The sequence below is a fragment of the Methylobacterium sp. Leaf93 genome (assembly GCF_001422345.1).
Lineage (GTDB): Bacteria > Pseudomonadota > Alphaproteobacteria > Rhizobiales > Beijerinckiaceae > Methylobacterium > Methylobacterium bullatum.
Map to the genome: position 1 here is coordinate 181,728 of NZ_LMMS01000027.1, position 16,944 is coordinate 198,671.

Consider the following 16,944-nt stretch of genomic DNA (forward strand, 5'->3'; position numbering starts at 1 on the left):
CGGGAACGCACCTTCTAGGGTGCTTGGGGGGCTCGTGCGAGAACCGGCTCGTCGCGCCCGAGGGCGGCGGCGACCTTGTCCTCGATCCAGTCCCAGGCCTCGCGCTCGGCGGGCCCGGCTGTCTTGGATATCGCGATGGCGTGGTAGCGCATCTCCGTCAGGATCTTGTCCGGCTCCAACATGTGCAGGCGTGTCGACAGGATCGCCGCCTCCAGCACCGCACCTTGAGCGCGGTTATAGCCGAAGAACGGCATATGGCTGGCGCTGTGTACCATGCGGGCACGGTAGCGCGGGCGCGTCGCATCGTCCTCCACAGCGATCACCTCGAACTCGGCATGGCCGAAGCTCTCGGCGAGGCGCCGGCCCGGGATGCGGTCGCAGGGCAGGGTGGCCCAGTCGCGCCGCCCGGTGACCGCCCCGGCGATCACCCGCACGTCGCTCGGGCTCGACGCGGCGAAGAACGGATTGGCGTCGAGGTTGAGGATGGTGGGGGAGGGCCGGAACGGGGCCAGCACCCACTCCTCGCCCTCGCGGATGAGGCCGAAGGGCACGAGATGCAGGTCGCCGGAGGGCGAAGTGGTGGTGACGATGGTCTCGAGGATCAGCGGCATCGGATCAGGACTCGCCAGCGGGAACGAGCTTGCCGCAGACGATGCGCGCGCCCCTGTCGCCCGTGGCCTCGGTGTCTGAGGACTTGGCCTCGCCGGATTCCACCAATTCGGGCTTGGCGGCATCGGCCTCCACGGGCGTCGCATCGCGGGTGGCGCGCTCCGCGCCGCCGGGGCCGGAATGCTTGGTATGTCCGGCCTTCTTGAAGGCGGTGGTGTCCTCGACCTCCTCGTCCGCGGCGACGCCCCAGCGCAGGGGCTCGTCCTGAACGTAGCGCTTGCCGAGGCGCCAGGCGGTCTCGGCCTTGGTCAGCTCGCCGCCGAGATAGAAGGCGTGGGCCCCGTCGGCGGCGACATCGAGGTCGGGAAAGAACGCCATCGCATCGGTGCCGATCGTGTGGACGTCGCGGTTGAAGGCGTGGATGCCGTCCTCGGCCACCGCGATGCGGTAGTTCGGGTCGCGCACCTCCGCCGCCTGGGCCGCGATCTCCTCCGGGCTCTGCACGAAGGGGCGCTTGTCGTGCAAGGCCAGCAATTGGCGGCCGTAGCCCTTGGGCAGGGCGGAATCGGCCTTTGCCGCGAACATCACCCGGCGGGCGGCGTCGTGCTCCTCCACCGTGCGCCGGGTATGGTTAGAGACCTGCACGATCAGAACGTTGCGGATCGACAGTTCCGAGCACATGCCCACGAGGAGGGCGGTGACGCCGAGGCTGTCGGCCTCGGTGAGTTCGGTGAGGTTGCCGGTGCCCATCATCATCTCGATGCCGGGCCAGCGCTTGCGCGTCTCGTGATAGCGCGTGATCGACTCGACGAAGCCGAAATGGATCGGCTCCAGGATCGGGTCGGCCATGTAGAGCCGCCCGGCCTTCTCCATGCGCTCGATGGCGCGGTCGAGGGAGGGCAGGTCGTCGGGCCGCATCGGCACCAGGACCGGCACCGCATCGGTCTCGAAGGCGAGGTCCAGGGTCTCCTCGTTGAGGCTGAGGAGAAAGTCGGCCCCGGCCTTCGCCCCGCGGGTCAGCTCGTCGAGGGAGAAGGAATCGACGCTGACCTTGAGCCCCGCCCCTTTCAGCAGGCGCACGCACTCTTCGAGATGCGGGAACTCGGTGTCGGGCAGGCCGCCGAGATCGATCACGTCCGCGCCGCGTCGCGCCAGGTCGAGGCCCTTGGCCAGGATCTGCTCAGGCGTCATCTTCGAGGCATCGACGATCTCGGAGAAGATGCGCAGATCGTGGCGCGAGAGATCGACGTTGCGTCCTGCGAGGCCGAGATAGGCCGGAAGGTCGACCACCTCGTCGGGGCCGCGCTCCACCGGCAGCCCGAAATGGGCGGATAGCGCCTCCGGGTTGGCGCGGCAGCGGCCCGGCAGGACGATGCGGGTGGCACCCTCGGGGATCGTCACGCGGCGGCGGATGATCTCCTCGGTCATCAGGGCCGCGACCTTCACGCCGGCATCGGCGATGCTCCAGGCGAAGCGCTCGGCCGGCAGGGTCGCGGCGACCTTCTCCAAGCGCGCCTTCGCCATCCGGCCGGTGATGAAGACGAGATGTTCGGGCGTGCTCACGCGGCGGCCCTTACAATGTCCGCGCCTGGACCCCGGATCACGATCTCGCCAGCGTAGGATGCGGCGAAGGCGGGAAAAGCCGCGTCGACCACGCCCATCCGGACAAGGTCGGACAGGCTCGCACCCGCCGGGCGATCGATGGATTTCACCAGGATGCAGCGGGGCGCCCCGAGTTCGGTGGCGAGCCAGAGGGCGAGGCTGTCCGACGTGACGTCCCAGGATTCGGGGATCGCCGGCTCGCCGGCCTTTAGCGCGACCGGATCCCAGATCGCCGAAGCCCCGGCGGCGCCGGCCTCGGCCGCGCTCCGCACGATGGGCAGGCGTGGCTCGACCTCGAAAAAGACCTCCGCCATCCGGCCCATGGCATCGAGGGCGAGGCGGTGGGCGAGGGCGTCCGAGAAGCCCAGTTGCCCCTGGGCCTGACGCACCGCATCGGCGAAGGGGCCGCCGCCCGGCACGACGACGCAGCGGCCCTCCCCGCCATCCGCCAGGACGCCGAGAAGCCGTCCGAGCCGCGCTGCGTCCGAGACGAGGCTGCCGCCGAGCTTCACGATGGTGGGAGGCGCGCCCGTCACGCCGCGTTCCGCCGGTCGAGCCCGCGGAGGGTCTGCACGGCCAGGGCCACGCGCTCCGGGTCGAGGCCGCGCGTCCGGTCGCTGCCGACGCAGAGGCCGCCACGAAAGCCGAGATAGTCCGGCCGGTGCGCGGCGAGGACGGCGATGTCGGCGATCGTCAGCGATCCCGCGAGGCCGGAGAGCAGGCCGTGGAGGCGGGCGTCGGCGGTGAAGGCCGAGAGGCGAGGGGCGGGCAGGAGGTCGCCGAGGCGCCGGCCGTCCTTGGTGGCGGTGTCGATCATCACCCCGGCAAAGCCCGCCCCGGCGAGGCGGCCGACGAGGTCGTCCGGCATCGGTGCTCCGGCGAAGAGGACCGCGATCAGGCGGCCGGGGGCGGCCCGCGCCGCGGCGGCGAGGGCGTCGTCGTCGAAATCGGCCCGCACGGCGACCTTGACGTAGCCGATGCCGGTCCCGGCCATCGCCGCCACCGATCCGGGCAGGGAAGCGGCGTCCTGCGGCTCGCCGGCCACCGCGCTGCTGACGGCCTCGTCCGCGATGGACGCGACGATCGCCCGGACCGTCTCGACCGGTAGCGCCCCGAGCGCGCCCCGGACGGGGTCCTTGGCATCGACGAGGTCGGCGCCCGCCCGCGCCGCCATCACGGCCTCGTCGGCGTCGCGGACGCTGACGAGGAGGCGGGGACGCGCGCACAGATCGGATGATATCGGCTTCGACACGGAATGATGGGGCAACGGGAGACTCAGGATCGGTTGGGCAAGGGTTCGGCCAGGAGACGGTTCTTGACCACCCATCGCATGGCATGGGCCCATGTGTCGTCGGTATCGGCCCGGATCACCACCTGTCCAGCCCGCACGACCTTGCCGGAAGCGGCGTCCGAGATGAGGACGTAGAGATTGAAGATCTGGTTGGAGCCCTTCTCCACGAAACCGTTGACGGCCAGATCGGCCCCGAGGGTCTTGGCGATGGTGGCGGCGCAGCCCTCGCATTTGAAGAGGGGCGCCTGCTTGGCGATCTCGGCGGCCTGGGGCGCCACGTCCACGACCTCCACCGCATTGCTGGCGGTGAGCGCCTTGCGGAGCTCCTCCGTGACCAGGGCGAGGCGTCGGGCTTCGTCCGGCCGGGCCTTGCGGCCGCCGACCACACCCGGATCGTTGAGCTCGATGCCGAAGATCGCCGCCTTGTCGGGAGCGGCGAGGGCCGGTCCTGCCAGGACCGATCCGGCCAGGATCGCGACCAGGGCGAGGGCGGCGGACCGCGTCACCGCGGTCCCAAGGCCGGTTGGCGGCAATGACTTCACGGACTTTGGCATCATGGGCGTGGCGCGACGAGACCTGACGAATGGGGACATGGCGAACCTGTGTCACGATCGATGCGGCCTGCGGCGGACACCGCGCCCGAGCCTTCAAAGTCGAGCAGTGACCGGATTTGACAAGTCGTGCAAATCGGCTCGCCTGCGCCGAGCGATCTCGCGTGTATTCGTGCCCATCGGCGCGCAAGCGACGCTCCGTCGCGTCTTAGGGTTTCCTTATGCTTCCGCGATTGAGCGTATCCGCGCAATGTTGTTAGCGTGCCGACCGTATGAACGCATCGCTCCTCTCCCGATCCGCCGCCCTCGTCCTCACGCTCGGCCTCGGCGGCACGGCGTCCCTCGCGGTGGCGCAGGAACCGGCGGCCTCCGCGCAGGCGGCGGAGGCCGCTCCGGGTGACACCCATATCGGCCTGATCTACCGGCCCGAGATCGCGCCGTCCTCCTACGATGCCGAGGCCGCGCCGGAGGACGAGGGCGTCGCCGGCGCTCGCATGGCGGTGAAGGACAACAATACGACCGGGCGCTTCACCAAGCAGACCTACGCCCTCGACGAGGTCGCCCTCACGGAGGGAAAAAGCGCTGTCGACGCCGCCCGCGACCTCGTGGGCAAGGGGATCCGCTATCTCGTCCTGGCGCTGCCGGCCGACGAGGTTCTGGCGGTCGCCGATGCGGTCAAAGGCGAGGGCGTGACCGTGTTCAACACCGCCGCGCCCGACGACCGCCTGCGCGGCGCCGATTGCCGAAGGAACGTCTTCCACGTGATCCCGAGCCGGGCGATGCAGACCGACGCGCTGGCGCAGTTCTTCACGCTGATGCGCTGGCGCAAGATGTTCCTGATCGTCGGCCCCAACGACACCGACAAGCTCTATGCCGACGCGTTCCGTGCCTCGGCCAAGAAGTTCTCCCTGAAGATCACCGCCGAAAAGCCCTGGACCTTCGGGCCGCTGGCTAAGGCGCGGGGCGACACGCCGACCCGCTCCGAGGCGATGGTCTTCACCCGAGGCATCGATTACGACCTCGCCATCGTCGCCGACGAGGCCAATGATTGGGGCGATTACGTCCCTTTCCGCACCGTGGACCCCCGGCCGGTCGCGGGAACGCAGGGGCTCATCGCGGCCACCTGGCACCCGACCCTGGAGACCTGGGGGGCGGCGCAGGCGCAGAACCGCTTCCGGCGTCTCGCCGGCCGGCTGATGCGGCCCCTCGATTACCAGGTCTGGGCTGCGGTGCGCTCGGTGGGCGAGGCGGCGGCGCAGAAGAAGACCGCCGATCCGGCGGTGCTCGGACCCTATTTCGCCGACCCGGCCTTCAGCCTGCCTGCCTACAAGGGCGTCTCGCTGACCTACCGTCCCTGGGACCACCAGCTGCGCCAGCCGATCATCGTGGTGCAGCCCAAGGCCATGGTGACCGTGGCGCCCGAGCAGGGCTTCACCCACCAGCGCACACCGCTGGATACCCTCGGCGTCGACCTTCCCGAGACGGCGTGCAAGTTCTGACGGTCCGCGAATGTTCGGGGATCTGCAAATTTTCGCGCCCGTCCTGCGGCAACGCGCTTGCGTTCCGCGTGCAGGCATGCGCTCCCCGTCGGGACAAACTGCACTATAATCACTGTCAATCGCGCAAAGAAGCGATGCCCAGGGAGAAGACGGAATGAGCCTCGGCTTCAAGGCAGGCGTGTGTGTGGCCGCCCTCGTCGGTGCGACGATGGCTCTGACCGCCACCGCGCAGGCCTACACGGTCTACGTGACCAACGAGAAGGGCAACACCGTCAGCGTCATCGACACGGCGACGATGGCCGTGACCGGTACCTGGAAGGTCGGTCGGCGCCCGCGCGGGGTGACGACGAGCAAGGACGGCAAGGAACTGTTCGTCTGCGCCAGCGACGACGACCGCATCGACGTGCTCGATACCGCCACCGGCAAGGTGGTGCGCTCGCTCCGCTCCGGACCCGACCCGGAGCAGTTCATCCTGGGACCGGGCGGCAACCCGCTCTACGTCGCCAACGAGGATGACAGCCAGGTCACGGTCATCGACATCGAGAAGAACAAGGTCCTGGCCGAGGTGCCCGTGGGCGTGGAACCGGAGGGAATGGGTCTGTCGCCGGACGGAAAGATCCTGGTGAACACCTCCGAGACCACCAACATGGCGCATTTCATCGACACCACCACGTTCCAGGTGATCGACAACGTGCTGGTGGATGCGCGGCCGCGCTTCGCCGAATTCACCTCGGACGGCAAGTTCCTCTGGGTTTCGGCCGAGGTCGGCGGCACGATCAGCATCATCGACGTCGCCGCGCGGCGGGTGATCAAGAAGATCACCTTCAAGATCCCGGGCGTGAACGACGAGGCGATCCAGCCCGTGGGCATCCGCATCACCAAGGACGGGACCAAGGCCTTCGCGGCGCTCGGCCCCGCCAACCGCATCGCGGTGATCGACGCTAAGACCTACGAGGTTCAGAAGTACCTGCCTGTGGGACAGCGGGTCTGGCAGCTCGCCTTCACGCCGGACCAGAAATACCTGTTCTCCACCAACGGCTCCTCCAACGACGTCTCGGTGGTGGATGTGGAGGCGGACAAGGTGATCAAGAGCATCCCGGTGGGATTGCTGCCCTGGGGCGTGACGGTGTCGCCGAATTGATTCTCGAGGGGGCCTCAGCGTCCCACCCTGTTCCTCATCCTTGAGGTGACGGAGCGAAGCGGAGGCCTCGAAGGAGGCCTCCAGTACGCGTTGCGCTCACTGGAGCCCTCCTTCGAGGCCCTGCAGCCGATCGATGATCGCCCGCAGGTCACCTCAGGATGAGGGTGGAGGGCGGGACGCGGATTCGACGAAACATCGACCGCCGAAGGCGGCGACACGGGAGGACGGAACCATGAAACGGACGATAGCCCTCGCCCTGGCGGCCCTGCTCGCCACCGGGCCGGCCTCGGCCCTCGATCTCACCAAGAAGCGCGCGAATCTCCCCGATCTCGTCCTCGGCAACGAGGAGGGCAACGATTTCGTGGTCGAGAACCGCGAGATCGAACTCGAATCCGGCAAGGCCTATCGCCTGCGCATCGTCGCCAAGGGCCGGCAGGAATATAAGTTCTACGCCACCGAGTTCTTCCGCAACATCTGGTTCAACCAGATCGTGATCCAGCATCTCGAGATCCACGGCAGCGGCCCGCCGGACCACCTCGAATTCGACGATCCGGGCGAGATCGCCATCGAGTTCGTCACGATCAAGCCGGGCGAATATCCCTGGTCGATCCATGGGCTCGAGTCCAAGGGCATGACCGGCAAGTTCATCGTCAAGTAAGGCAGGGCCTCCGCATGCGTCTCCTCATCCCCACCTTCACCCTCCTCCTCGCCGCCGGCCCGGTGCTCGCCGACGACAAGGCCGCCTGTGCCGAGGGCATCGCCACGATCAAGGACGCCCTCGCCAAGGGGCCGTCCGAGACGGCCGCGCCGAAGCTGAAGAAGGCGCTGCGCGTGGCTGAGCGCGAGCAGGGCGAGGGCGAGTTCGACGAGTGCCTCGATGCCGTCGGTGACGCCAAGCGGGCGATGAAGCCGTGAGCGACGGGGCAGGGGAGAGTGCGGCCCTCGACGTGGCCGGTGTGAGCCACCGCTTCGGTGCGCGCGCGGCCCTGTCCGACGTCTCGATCCGGGTGGAGCGGGGCCGGTTCATGGCCCTGCTCGGCCCCAACGGCGCCGGCAAGACCACGCTGTTCTCGGTGATCACCCGGCTCTACGCCAACCAGGACGGGCGGGTCTCGATCTTCGGCCATGGCCTCGACCGCGAGCCGTCCCGGGCGCTCGCCCGCCTCGGCGTGGTGTTCCAGGCCCGCACCCTCGACACCGACCTCACCGTCGAACAGAACCTTCTCTACCATGCCAGCCTGCACGGCATCGCGCGCCGGGCCGCGAAGGCCCGCATCGCGGCGCTGCTCGCCCGCGTGGGCCTGAGCGACCGGCGCGACGACAAGGTGCGCACCCTCTCCGGCGGCCAGTCGCGGCGCATCGAAATCGCCCGCTCCCTGGTGCATGAGCCGAAACTCCTCCTCCTCGACGAGCCTACCGTGGGGCTCGATCTCGAATCGCGGGCCGACATCGTCGCCATCGTCCGCGCCCTGGTGCGGGAGGAGGGGCTGTCGGTCCTCTGGGCGACCCATATCTTCGAGGAGATCGACGCTGCCGACGACGCGGTCGTCCTTCACAAAGGGCGCATCGTCGCGCGCGGGACGGCTTCGTCCATCGCGCAAGGCGACGAGACCCTGGAAGCCGCCTTCCGGCGCCTCGTCGCCGAACCGCCGAGGCAGGCCGCATGAGCGTACAGTTCGGACTCAACCCGACGATGGCCGAGCGCCGCGCTGCTTCCCTCCCCCCTATGCGGGGGAGGGTGGCCCACGAAGTGGGTCGGGAGAGGGGAGCGCCGCGTCCGGAGAGGTCGTCCCCTCTCCCGCCTGCTCCGCAGGCACCCTCCCCCGCGGAGGGGGGAGGGTTGTTCGCGATCCGGTCGAACGAGCGGTTACCGTCATGACGAAGTCCGTCGCCACCACCGCCTCGACGGTTGCCGGCCCGACAGAAAAACCCGTGCCCCATCTCGGTCGGCTCGACGCGGTCGGCTACCTGATTTGCTTGGGCGGCATCGTGCGCCGGGAATTGCTGCGGTTCTTCAATCAGAAGGAGCGGTTCTTCTCAGCCCTGGTGCGGCCGCTGGTCTGGCTGTTCATCTTCGCCGCGGGCTTTCGCAACACGCTCGGGGTCTCGATCGAGCCGCCCTACCAGACCTACGTGCTCTACGAGGTCTACGTGGTGCCGGGGCTGGCCGTGATGATCCAGCTGTTCAACGGCATGCAATCCTCGCTCTCCATGGTCTACGACCGCGAGGTCGGCTCGATGAAGGTGCTGCTGACCAGCCCCTATCCGCGCTGGCTGCTGCTGCTGGCCAAGCTGATCGCCGGCGTCACCGTCTCGGTGGTGCAGGCCTACGCGTTTCTCGCCATCGCCTGGTTCTGGGAACTCGACATCCCGCTCATCGGCTACGCGGCGGCGCTGCCGGCCTTCATCGCCTCGGGGCTGATGCTCGGCGCCATCGGCCTGCTCCTGTCCTCGATGGTCAAGCAGCTCGAGAATTTCGCCAGCGTGATGAACTTCGTGATCTTCCCGATGTTCTTTGCTTCATCGGCCCTCTACCCGCTCTGGCGCATCCGCGAGTCGAGCGAGACGCTCTACCTGATCTGCATGGCCAATCCCTTCACCCATGCCGTCCAGCTCGTGCGCTTCGCCCTCTACGGGCAGTTCGAACCCGTGGCCTGCGCCGTCGTCCTGGGTACGACCATCGCCTTCTTCACCCTCGCCGTCATCGCCTACGATCCCGGTCGCGGCATCATGGCCCGGCGGGGCGGACCGGCCGGAGACAATTCATGATTCTTTCGCGGACATTCGTGCTGGCCATGGCGGCCGGCGCCCTCCTCTGTGGGCCGGCCCTCGCCCAGCCCAAGGCGGATCCGGACTGGCCCTGCGTCCAGCGCAAGGTCTCGACCCTGAGCCCGGGCACCGTCTGGACGGGGCCGGATCTGGAGGCCGCCGGCCCGTGGGGCGACGATTACGAGGCGGCCTCGCTCGCCCAGAAGATCGCCTCGCGCCGCACCGAGCTCGGCGAGGTCGATCCCCTCCTCGACGAATTCGTCGCCAAGGCCGGCGCGGAAAAGGCCGGCGACGACAAGGCCAAGCGCCTGACCCGCGTCTTCGCCGGCGTGTTCGAGGTAGTGAACAACGAGCGCAACCGGGTAATCGGGGGGATCACGCGCTACGCGCAGGGGCAGCGGCGGATGGCGGAGCGCATCCGCCAGGAGGCCGATCAGATCAGTTCGGTGAAGGACGGCCCCAGTGCCAACGACGCCCGCGAGATGCCCAAGGAAGCCTCGGAACTGGAGACGAAATTCGCCTGGGACCGGCGCATCTTCCAGGAGCGCAGCCAGTCCCTGACCTATGTCTGCGAAGTGCCGACCCTGTTGGAGCAGCGTCTCGGCGAGGTCGCCCGTAAGATCCAGGCGCGCCTCTGACCCGACGTCACCATCGGGCTTTCGCCAAGCGAAGTGTCCTCAGGCCCGCCGAACCCTCCGGCGGGCCTTTTCCTTGCCGTGGATGCTCGCCGCGGACGCGGAAGGATTGGACGCCATCGATTCGCCCGACCTTCGAGACGGTCCGCCACGTCCGAATAGGCTGATCCCATCCCCAAGACACGGAAAACATTCCGGCAGCGCTTATTGCCTAATCGTCCCGTTCGTCGTTCCTATTGATCCTGAAGTCTTTGTATTCTCTGGCAAATCGTGTTGCCCGTAGATCACGCGCGGACGCCATCTCTGTGGTGTCCTTATTAGAATCGTCGAATCCCCCCGCGACCGCATTGTCGAAGCCCGATACGCCCCGCAACATTCGGTAACGAGCCGGGACGAACCGGCCACGCCATTGTGAATCGAAGGGTCTCGGGACATGAAGAAGCGGACGCTGCGGAGCAGCCTCCTCGTTTCGGTAGCGCTGCTGCCGGGCGTCGCCTATGCGCAAACGACGGTCGTCGGCGGCCAGCAGGCCGTGACGCTGCAGGAACTCGACGTGGTCGCCACCACGCCGACGCCCACCCTGCGCAACGCCCAGGGCGTCCTCCTCGGCCAGGACCGTGACAAGCTTCCCCAGAACACCAGCGTCCTGACCTCAGCGGACGTGAACCGGGTCGGCACCCCGAGCGTGCTGCGCGCCCTCGACGAGCGGATCGGCTCGATCAGCATCAACAACGCGCAGGGCAACCCCTTCCAGCCGACCATCACCTATCGCGGCTTCGAAGCCTCGCCCCTGGGCGGAAGCCCCCAGGGCGTGGCTGTCTACGTCAACGGCAACCGCTTCAACACCTCCTTCGGCGACACGGTGCAGTGGGATCTCATCCCCGACATCGCCGTCGACCGCATCGAGCTCGAAGGCTCGAACCCGGCCTACGGCCTCAATGCCCTCGGCGGCGCGCTCAGCGTCCAGCTCAAGAACGGCTTCACCTATCAGGGCACCGAGCTGAACCTCTCGGGCGGTTCGTTCGGGCGCTTCGGCGGTTCGTTCCAGCACGGGCAGCGCTCGGACAATGTCGGCCTCTACGTCGCCGGCACGGCCCTTTCCGAGAACGGATGGCGCAGCCATTCGCCCTCGCGCCTGCGCCAGTTCTACGGCGATCTCGGCGTGCAGGCGGAGAAGGGCGAGTTCCACCTCAACTTCATGGGCGCGATCAACAGCCTGACCGGCAACGGAACCCTGCCCGTCGATCTGCTGGACTTTAAGCGCAACGAGGTCTTCACCTATCCCGACAAGACCCTGAACGCGTTCGGACGCATCGGGCTCTCCGGCACCTACGACATCACCCCCACCGTGACGATCCAGGGCAACGCCTATTACGGTCGGTTCGAGCAGAACACCGCCAATGGCGACGCCGCCGAGGTGGAGCGCTGTGAGGCGAACGAGCGGTTCCTCTGCTCGGAAGGCGCCAACGAAGAGCAGTTCTTCCTGCGCGACCGGCTGAACCGTCGCGTCCAGGCGAGCAGTGTCAGGACGGCCAACTTCGCCCGGCTTCCGGCCTTCGCGGAGCGGTTCGATGAGGGCGGCCCCTACGCCTTCCTCAACTCGACCCGGACCAACACCGAGAATTTCGGCGTCTCGGTCCAGACCAACGTGCGCGAGACGCTGTTCGGGCTGCCGAACCGCTTCGTGCTGGGCGGCTCCTACGATGGCGGCCGCACGGCCTTCACCGCCGACAACGCGGTGGGCGGCCTGACCTTCGACCGCGGCTTCTTCGGCCCCGGCATCGTCGTGCGCAGCGACGACAACTCGATCACGCCGGTGAGCGTGAAGTCGAGCAACGATTACGGCGGCATCTACCTGCAGAACAACACCGACCTGACCGATCGCCTGACCCTGACGCTGCAGGGCCGGTTCAACATGGCCAAGATCGTGCTGGAGGATCAACTCGGCACGGCCTTGAACGGCAACCACTACTTCCAGCGGTTCAATCCGGGCGTCGGCGCGACCTACAAACTCGTGCCCGATCTCCTCACCGTCTATGGCGGCTATGTCGAGGCGAACCGCGCGCCCACCCCGGCCGAACTCTCCTGCGCCGATCCGCTCGCCCCGTGCTCGCTCACCAACTTCTTCGTCGGCGATCCGCCGCTGAAGCAGGTCATCTCCCGCACGGTGGAGGCGGGTTTCCGCGGCAAGCTGCCCTCGCCAATCGAGCTCGGGGTACTCAGCTGGAAGGCCGGCGTGTTCCGGGCCCGCAACGAGGATGACATCACCTTCGTGCCCTCCGACATCACCATCGGCCGTGCCTATTTCCAGAATGTCGGCTCCACCCGCCGCCAGGGCGTCGAGGCGAGCCTCGCCATCACCACCCCGGTCTGGAACGCCTTCATCGACTACGCCTTCGTCGACGCGACCTTCCAGTCGCCTCTGACCCTGGCCTCCGGCGGCAATCCGTTCGCCAATCCGAACCCGGCCCAGCCGGACAACTCGGAAGCCAACCAGATCTTCGTGCGACGCGGCGACAAGCTCCCCGGCGTCGCGCCGCATCAGGTCAAGGTCGGCGTGCAGTACAACGTCACGCCGGAATGGCGGGTCGGCGTCCTCGGCCGTGTCGCCACCGGCAAGTTCCTCGTGGGCGACGAATCGAACCTCAACAAGACCACCGGCAACTACGCGGTCATCGGGTTCAACACGAGCTACCGGGTGAACGAGAACATCGAGCTCTATGGCTACGTCGAGAACGCGCTGAACGCGAAATACGCGACCTTCGGCACCTTCTCGCCGGTCGGCGAGGTTCCGATCCTGGCCCTGCCCAATGCCAGCTCCAACCGGAGCCTGGCCCCCGGCGCGCCGATCGCGGCCTATGGCGGAATGCGCATCTTCTGGTAGCCGCCCCTCGAGCCCCTACGATGGGCCGCCGCTCCGGAGACGGGGCGGCGGCCTTTTTGTCGGTCGCTGCGTGCGGCCGATGGCCTCGACAGGGAATGATCCGCTCCTGGTTCAACGATGTCGCAGCAACATGCTGGGTGGGTCGAGCGTTGGCGTGCCATGTTCGACATCACCGGAAAGCATCGCATGACCAAGGCCCTCAACGAGACCAGGACGTCCTCGGACAAGGCGCATTCGCCGACCACGGCCTCGCCGCTGATCCGCGTCCTCGTGCCCGCCCTCGTCTTCACCGCCATTGCCGGTCCGGCCTTCGCCTCTGCGTGTTCCGACCAGATCGCCACGATCGAGCGGCGCCTCAACAGTTCCGGCGCCGTGTCGGTCACTGGAACCGCCTCGGCCGACGGCAAGGTCGCGTCCAATCCGTCGATGGGGCTCGACGCACCTCCCGGCGGCAAGCCTACCGATCCCTCGACCACCCCGAATGCCAAGAGCGTCGACCACGCCCGTCACCTGATCGAGCAAGCGCGCAAGCAGGAAGCGGCCGGGGATGCCAAGGGCTGCGAGGACACGATGACCGAGGCCAAGAAGGCCGCGGGCTCCCTGCCGTAACGGAACAAACCTGACGCGTCGGCCTCCGGCGCAAAAACTGCAAAGGCCGCCCTTCGCGATGCGAGGGGCGGCCTTTTTGCGTTGCCGGGTGCATCCCGTGAGGATGTCGGATTAGTAGGCGTTCTTGGTGGTGACGAGGGAGAGCGGAGTCGCCAGCATGATCTGCACGTCGAACAGGATCGACCAGTTCTCGATGTAGTAGAGGTCGTGTTCGACGCGGCGCTGGATCTTCTCGTCGGTATCGGTCTCGCCGCGCCAGCCATTGATCTGTGCCCAGCCGGTGATGCCGGGCTTGACCTTGTGGCGGGCGAAGTACCCGTCGACCACCTGATCGTAGAGGGTCGTGCTGGTCTTGGCCTGGACGGCGTGGGGCCGCGGACCGACCAGGGACAACTCCCCCTTCAGGACGTTGAACAGCTGCGGAAGCTCGTCCAGCGACGTCCTGCGGATGAACCGGCCGAGGGGCGTGACGCGCGGGTCGCCGCGGGTGACCTGCTTCGCGGCCGTGAAATCGGATTGGTCGGCATACATCGACCGGAACTTGTAGACCTCGATCGTCTCGTTGTTGAAGCCGAGGCGCTTCTGCCGGAACAGGATCGGACCGGGCGAAGTGAGGCGAACCGCGATGGCCAGACCGAGCATGACCGGCGCCAGCACGATCAGCATCGCCATGCCGACGACGCGATCGAAGATGGCCTTCGTGACGATGTCCCAATCGGCCATCGGCTTGTCGAACACGTCGAGGACGGGGACGGAGCCGAGATAGGAATAGGCCCTCGGGCGCAGCTTGAGCTTCGTCGCCCTGGCGGAGAGGCGGATGTCGATGGGCAGCACCCAGAGCTTGGCCAACATCTGGAGCAGGCGATCCTCGGCCGCGATCGGCAGCGTGAAGACCACGAGGTCGAGGCGAGTGGAGCGCGCGTAATCGACGAGATCGCTCACCGTGCCGAGCTTGGGGTAGCCGGCGATCACCGAGGAGGACCGGTTGTCCCCGCGATCGTCGAACACGCCGACGATGCGGATGCCCGCATCGGATTCCGCTTCCAGTGCGCGGATGAGCTCTTCCGCCAATGGCCCGCCCCCGACGATGGCCGTGCGGCGGTCGAACTGTCCCCGCAGCATGCGGGCGGTGACGAAACGGAGCAGGACGAGGCGTTCGGCGAGGAGCAGGGCCAGCCCCAGGGCGTAGAACAGTGCGAGCCAGATGCGGGAATAATGGTCGGCGACCTTGGCGAAGACCATGACCGTGGCAACGACGAGGAACGTCAGCGACCAGGCGGCGGTGAGGCGCAGGGCGGGTTTGAAGAAGGTCCGAAAGGCGGCGATCCGATAACTGCCGAAGATCTGGAACAACGCCACCGCGAGCCCGGCCACAGACAGGATCGCCGTGGGATAGCTCCATCCCAGTGCGACGATGCCGCGGAGTTGCGCGAAGTGGGTGGCGAAGCCGAGGATGGCGATGAGCGCCATGTCCGCCAGCCGCACGCTCCCCGACAGCACGACGGGAGACAGGACCCCGCCATGGTCGCGGGGTGCCCCGATTTCGGCGGGAGGAATCGCGGATTCGGCGCGGCCGTTATGAGCCGTATCGACCGCATTCGGCTGGCTGGGATTCCCCGCCGCCTTCAGAAGGTCGCGAACGTCGAAGGCGCTCATCGTCTGCTTTCGCTCGAACTTTTCGTCGGTGAGATGGGGGACGATGCCAAGCCGGCATCACGGAACATTTAACGAAGGCCCGGCCACCGAAAGCATGGCAAAGAGTAAGTTAGCGCGACTTCGGCAGTTCCTTCATCGGCGGCAGCGCTGTTGCTACGGTAAACGTTCCTCGAAGCCGCAGGGCGGCGGCGTAGCCGGATAGCACATCCGCCCCCATCCGTTTCATCGAGAACCGTGTCCGCACGGATTCGCTGAGTGCCTTGGCTCGCGCGAGCCCCCGGGCGGGGTCTTCGTCGAGCAGGCGCAGGATGGCATCCTTGAGGGCGACGGGGTCTTTGGGTGGCACGAGATCGTCCGCCGCCGCCCCGAAGATCTCCGGGATGCCGCCCACATTGGTCGAGACGAGGGGCTGGCATGCCGCTGCGGCCTCCAGCACCACGTAGGGCAGGGATTCGGCGAGCGACGGAACCACCATGATCCGTCCCTTCGCCAATGCGGCACGGATCGGCTGGGGCGGCTCGAACGCCACGGAAGCGGACAGGCCGAGCCGTCGCGCCCGCTCCGCCAAGAGGTCGGCGTCCGGGCCCGATCCCACCATGAGGAGGCGGCAGGGGCGCCCCTCGGCCCCTAGCGCGGCCAGGGCGTCGAGCAGGACCGTGATCCCCTTCGCCTCGCGCAGCTCGCCCACATAGACGAGGTCGTAGGCGCCCGCCCGTTGCGGCACCGGCGCGAACTCCGCCTCGTCGATGCCGTTATGGACGATCCGTAGGGTGCGGGGCGTGCCCCCCACGAAGCGCAGGTGCCGGCCGGCCACGTATTCGCTCTCGAACAGGAACACGTCGGTGCGCGCCGCGAGCAGGCGCTCGACCCCCATGTAGAGCCGGTGGCGCAGGGAACCGGGTTTGTAATTGTAGCTGCCACCGTGCGGCGTGTAGGCCCGGATCGGCGAGGGCGAACCCGGGGGCAGGCGGGCGATGCGGGCATAGACCCCCCCCTTGGCGCCGTGGCCGTGCAGGATCGTGGCGCGGACCTCCCGCGCCCGTGCGGCGACCGCGCGTACCGCAGCGAGGTCCGATCCGTGCGGGTTGCGCCGCATGGGGAGCCGGACGATGCCGAGTGCGAGGTGGGGCAGGAGTTCCTCGAGCGCCCGCGCCGCGTGTTCGCCGCCGGTGGACGCATCGCAGACGAGGCCGATCTCGTGTCCGGCGGCGGCCTGGATCCTGACGAGGTCGCAGACGTGGCGGAACAGCCCTCCCACCGGCGCGCGGAAGACGTGAAGGATGCGGTAGACGCTCCCGCCCTCGCCGGGGGAGGGGCGAAGGGACGGGATGGAGGCGGACGCACTCACGACGGACAAGCTCCACGCGACGACCATTCGAACCGGGCGACGGTACGACCTTAGCGAAGACTGGTTTCCAGAGATGTTACCACTGTCAAGGACCGTACGCCGCAGGATCGGTTCAGGCGGTCGGGAGATCGAACACCTCTCGTTCGGTCAGGCGGCCCCTAACGGAATCTCGACGATGCGGCATCCCCGTCAAGGGTGAAGCCCGGCTTCCGCCTTGCGGGGAGATCCGCCGATGGCACGCCGCTCCCCGAACGACCGCCCCCGCCAGCGGCTTGGCCTTGCCTCCACCGTGGGCCGTCCTGCGGAAAATACCGAGATTTCCATTTTTTGCGCCCTCATACCTCAAATTG

Annotated in this window: 16 protein-coding genes; 9 read left to right on the plus strand and 7 right to left on the minus strand. The window is 67.7% G+C overall.

What is annotated here, in order from left to right:
• Positions 1-14 precede the first annotated feature (14 nt).
• From ASF26_RS16840 to ASF26_RS16860, 5 genes are read right to left on the minus strand one after another with little or no spacing between them, the layout of a single operon-like run.
• Positions 15-611 carry a DUF447 domain-containing protein gene (locus tag ASF26_RS16840; RefSeq protein WP_056256352.1) on the minus strand — a complete coding sequence of 199 codons (597 nt, stop codon included), beginning with the start codon at positions 609-611 and terminating at the stop codon, positions 15-17.
• Between the two features lie 4 nt (positions 612-615).
• Entirely contained in the window at positions 616-2,172 is a 1,557-nt protein-coding gene (locus ASF26_RS16845) for a DUF6513 domain-containing protein (RefSeq protein ID WP_056256356.1), read from the minus strand.
• Positions 2,169-2,747 (minus strand): uridylate kinase, encoded by a 579-nt coding sequence (locus ASF26_RS16850; protein WP_056256359.1) that lies wholly within the window; start codon positions 2,745-2,747, stop codon positions 2,169-2,171. The genes ASF26_RS16845 and ASF26_RS16850 overlap by 4 nt, the downstream gene beginning before the upstream one ends.
• The gene (locus ASF26_RS16855; RefSeq protein ID WP_280136362.1) at positions 2,744-3,478 is read right to left on the minus strand and encodes a (5-formylfuran-3-yl)methyl phosphate synthase; all 735 of its coding nucleotides are present in this window, start codon (positions 3,476-3,478) and stop codon (positions 2,744-2,746) included. Before ASF26_RS16855 ends, ASF26_RS16850 begins: the two co-directional genes overlap by 4 nt.
• A gap of 8 nt (positions 3,479-3,486) precedes the next feature.
• Positions 3,487-4,056 (minus strand): DUF3280 domain-containing protein, encoded by a 570-nt coding sequence (locus ASF26_RS16860; RefSeq protein ID WP_200925958.1) that lies wholly within the window; start codon positions 4,054-4,056, stop codon positions 3,487-3,489.
• Between the two features lie 269 nt (positions 4,057-4,325).
• Between ASF26_RS16860 and ASF26_RS16865 the strand changes: the two genes are divergently transcribed.
• The 9 genes from ASF26_RS16865 to ASF26_RS16905 all read left to right on the plus strand — a co-directional run bounded on the left by ASF26_RS16865 (position 4,326) and on the right by ASF26_RS16905 (position 13,590).
• Entirely contained in the window at positions 4,326-5,552 is a 1,227-nt protein-coding gene (locus ASF26_RS16865; protein WP_056256368.1) for an ABC transporter substrate-binding protein, read from the plus strand.
• A gap of 154 nt (positions 5,553-5,706) precedes the next feature.
• Positions 5,707-6,693: a YVTN family beta-propeller repeat protein gene (locus ASF26_RS16870; RefSeq protein ID WP_056256373.1), complete on the plus strand. Its 987-nt coding sequence runs from the start codon at positions 5,707-5,709 to the stop codon at positions 6,691-6,693.
• Between the two features lie 232 nt (positions 6,694-6,925).
• The gene (locus ASF26_RS16875) at positions 6,926-7,351 is read left to right on the plus strand and encodes a hypothetical protein (RefSeq protein WP_056256376.1); all 426 of its coding nucleotides are present in this window, start codon (positions 6,926-6,928) and stop codon (positions 7,349-7,351) included.
• 14 nt (positions 7,352-7,365) lie between these two features.
• Positions 7,366-7,608, plus strand: coding sequence for a hypothetical protein (locus ASF26_RS16880; RefSeq protein WP_056256379.1), 243 nt, complete (start codon positions 7,366-7,368; stop codon positions 7,606-7,608).
• Entirely contained in the window at positions 7,605-8,360 is a 756-nt protein-coding gene (locus ASF26_RS16885; RefSeq protein ID WP_056256384.1) for an ABC transporter ATP-binding protein, read from the plus strand. The genes ASF26_RS16880 and ASF26_RS16885 overlap by 4 nt, the downstream gene beginning before the upstream one ends.
• A 208-nt stretch (positions 8,361-8,568) precedes the next feature.
• Positions 8,569-9,462 carry an ABC transporter permease gene (locus ASF26_RS16890; protein ID WP_056256387.1) on the plus strand — a complete coding sequence of 298 codons (894 nt, stop codon included), beginning with the start codon at positions 8,569-8,571 and terminating at the stop codon, positions 9,460-9,462.
• On the plus strand, positions 9,459-10,100 hold the full coding sequence (locus tag ASF26_RS16895; protein ID WP_056256390.1) for a hypothetical protein: 642 nt from the start codon (positions 9,459-9,461) through the stop codon (positions 10,098-10,100). Before ASF26_RS16890 ends, ASF26_RS16895 begins: the two co-directional genes overlap by 4 nt.
• A gap of 430 nt (positions 10,101-10,530) precedes the next feature.
• Positions 10,531-12,981: a TonB-dependent receptor gene (locus tag ASF26_RS16900; protein WP_056256394.1), complete on the plus strand. Its 2,451-nt coding sequence runs from the start codon at positions 10,531-10,533 to the stop codon at positions 12,979-12,981.
• Between the two features lie 186 nt (positions 12,982-13,167).
• On the plus strand, positions 13,168-13,590 hold the full coding sequence (locus ASF26_RS16905; RefSeq protein ID WP_244475966.1) for a hypothetical protein: 423 nt from the start codon (positions 13,168-13,170) through the stop codon (positions 13,588-13,590).
• A 111-nt stretch (positions 13,591-13,701) separates the two neighbouring features.
• Here the strand turns inward: ASF26_RS16905 and ASF26_RS16910 are convergent, their stop codons facing one another.
• Together ASF26_RS16910 and ASF26_RS16915 are read right to left on the minus strand one after the other, a co-directional pair.
• A complete protein-coding gene (locus ASF26_RS16910; protein WP_056256402.1) occupies positions 13,702-15,246 on the minus strand; it encodes an undecaprenyl-phosphate glucose phosphotransferase in 1,545 nt (514 codons plus the stop codon).
• 109 nt (positions 15,247-15,355) lie between these two features.
• Complete coding sequence (locus ASF26_RS16915) at positions 15,356-16,594, minus strand: glycosyltransferase family 4 protein (protein ID WP_244475967.1); 1,239 nt, start codon at positions 16,592-16,594, stop codon at positions 15,356-15,358.
• Positions 16,595-16,944 lie beyond the last annotated feature (350 nt).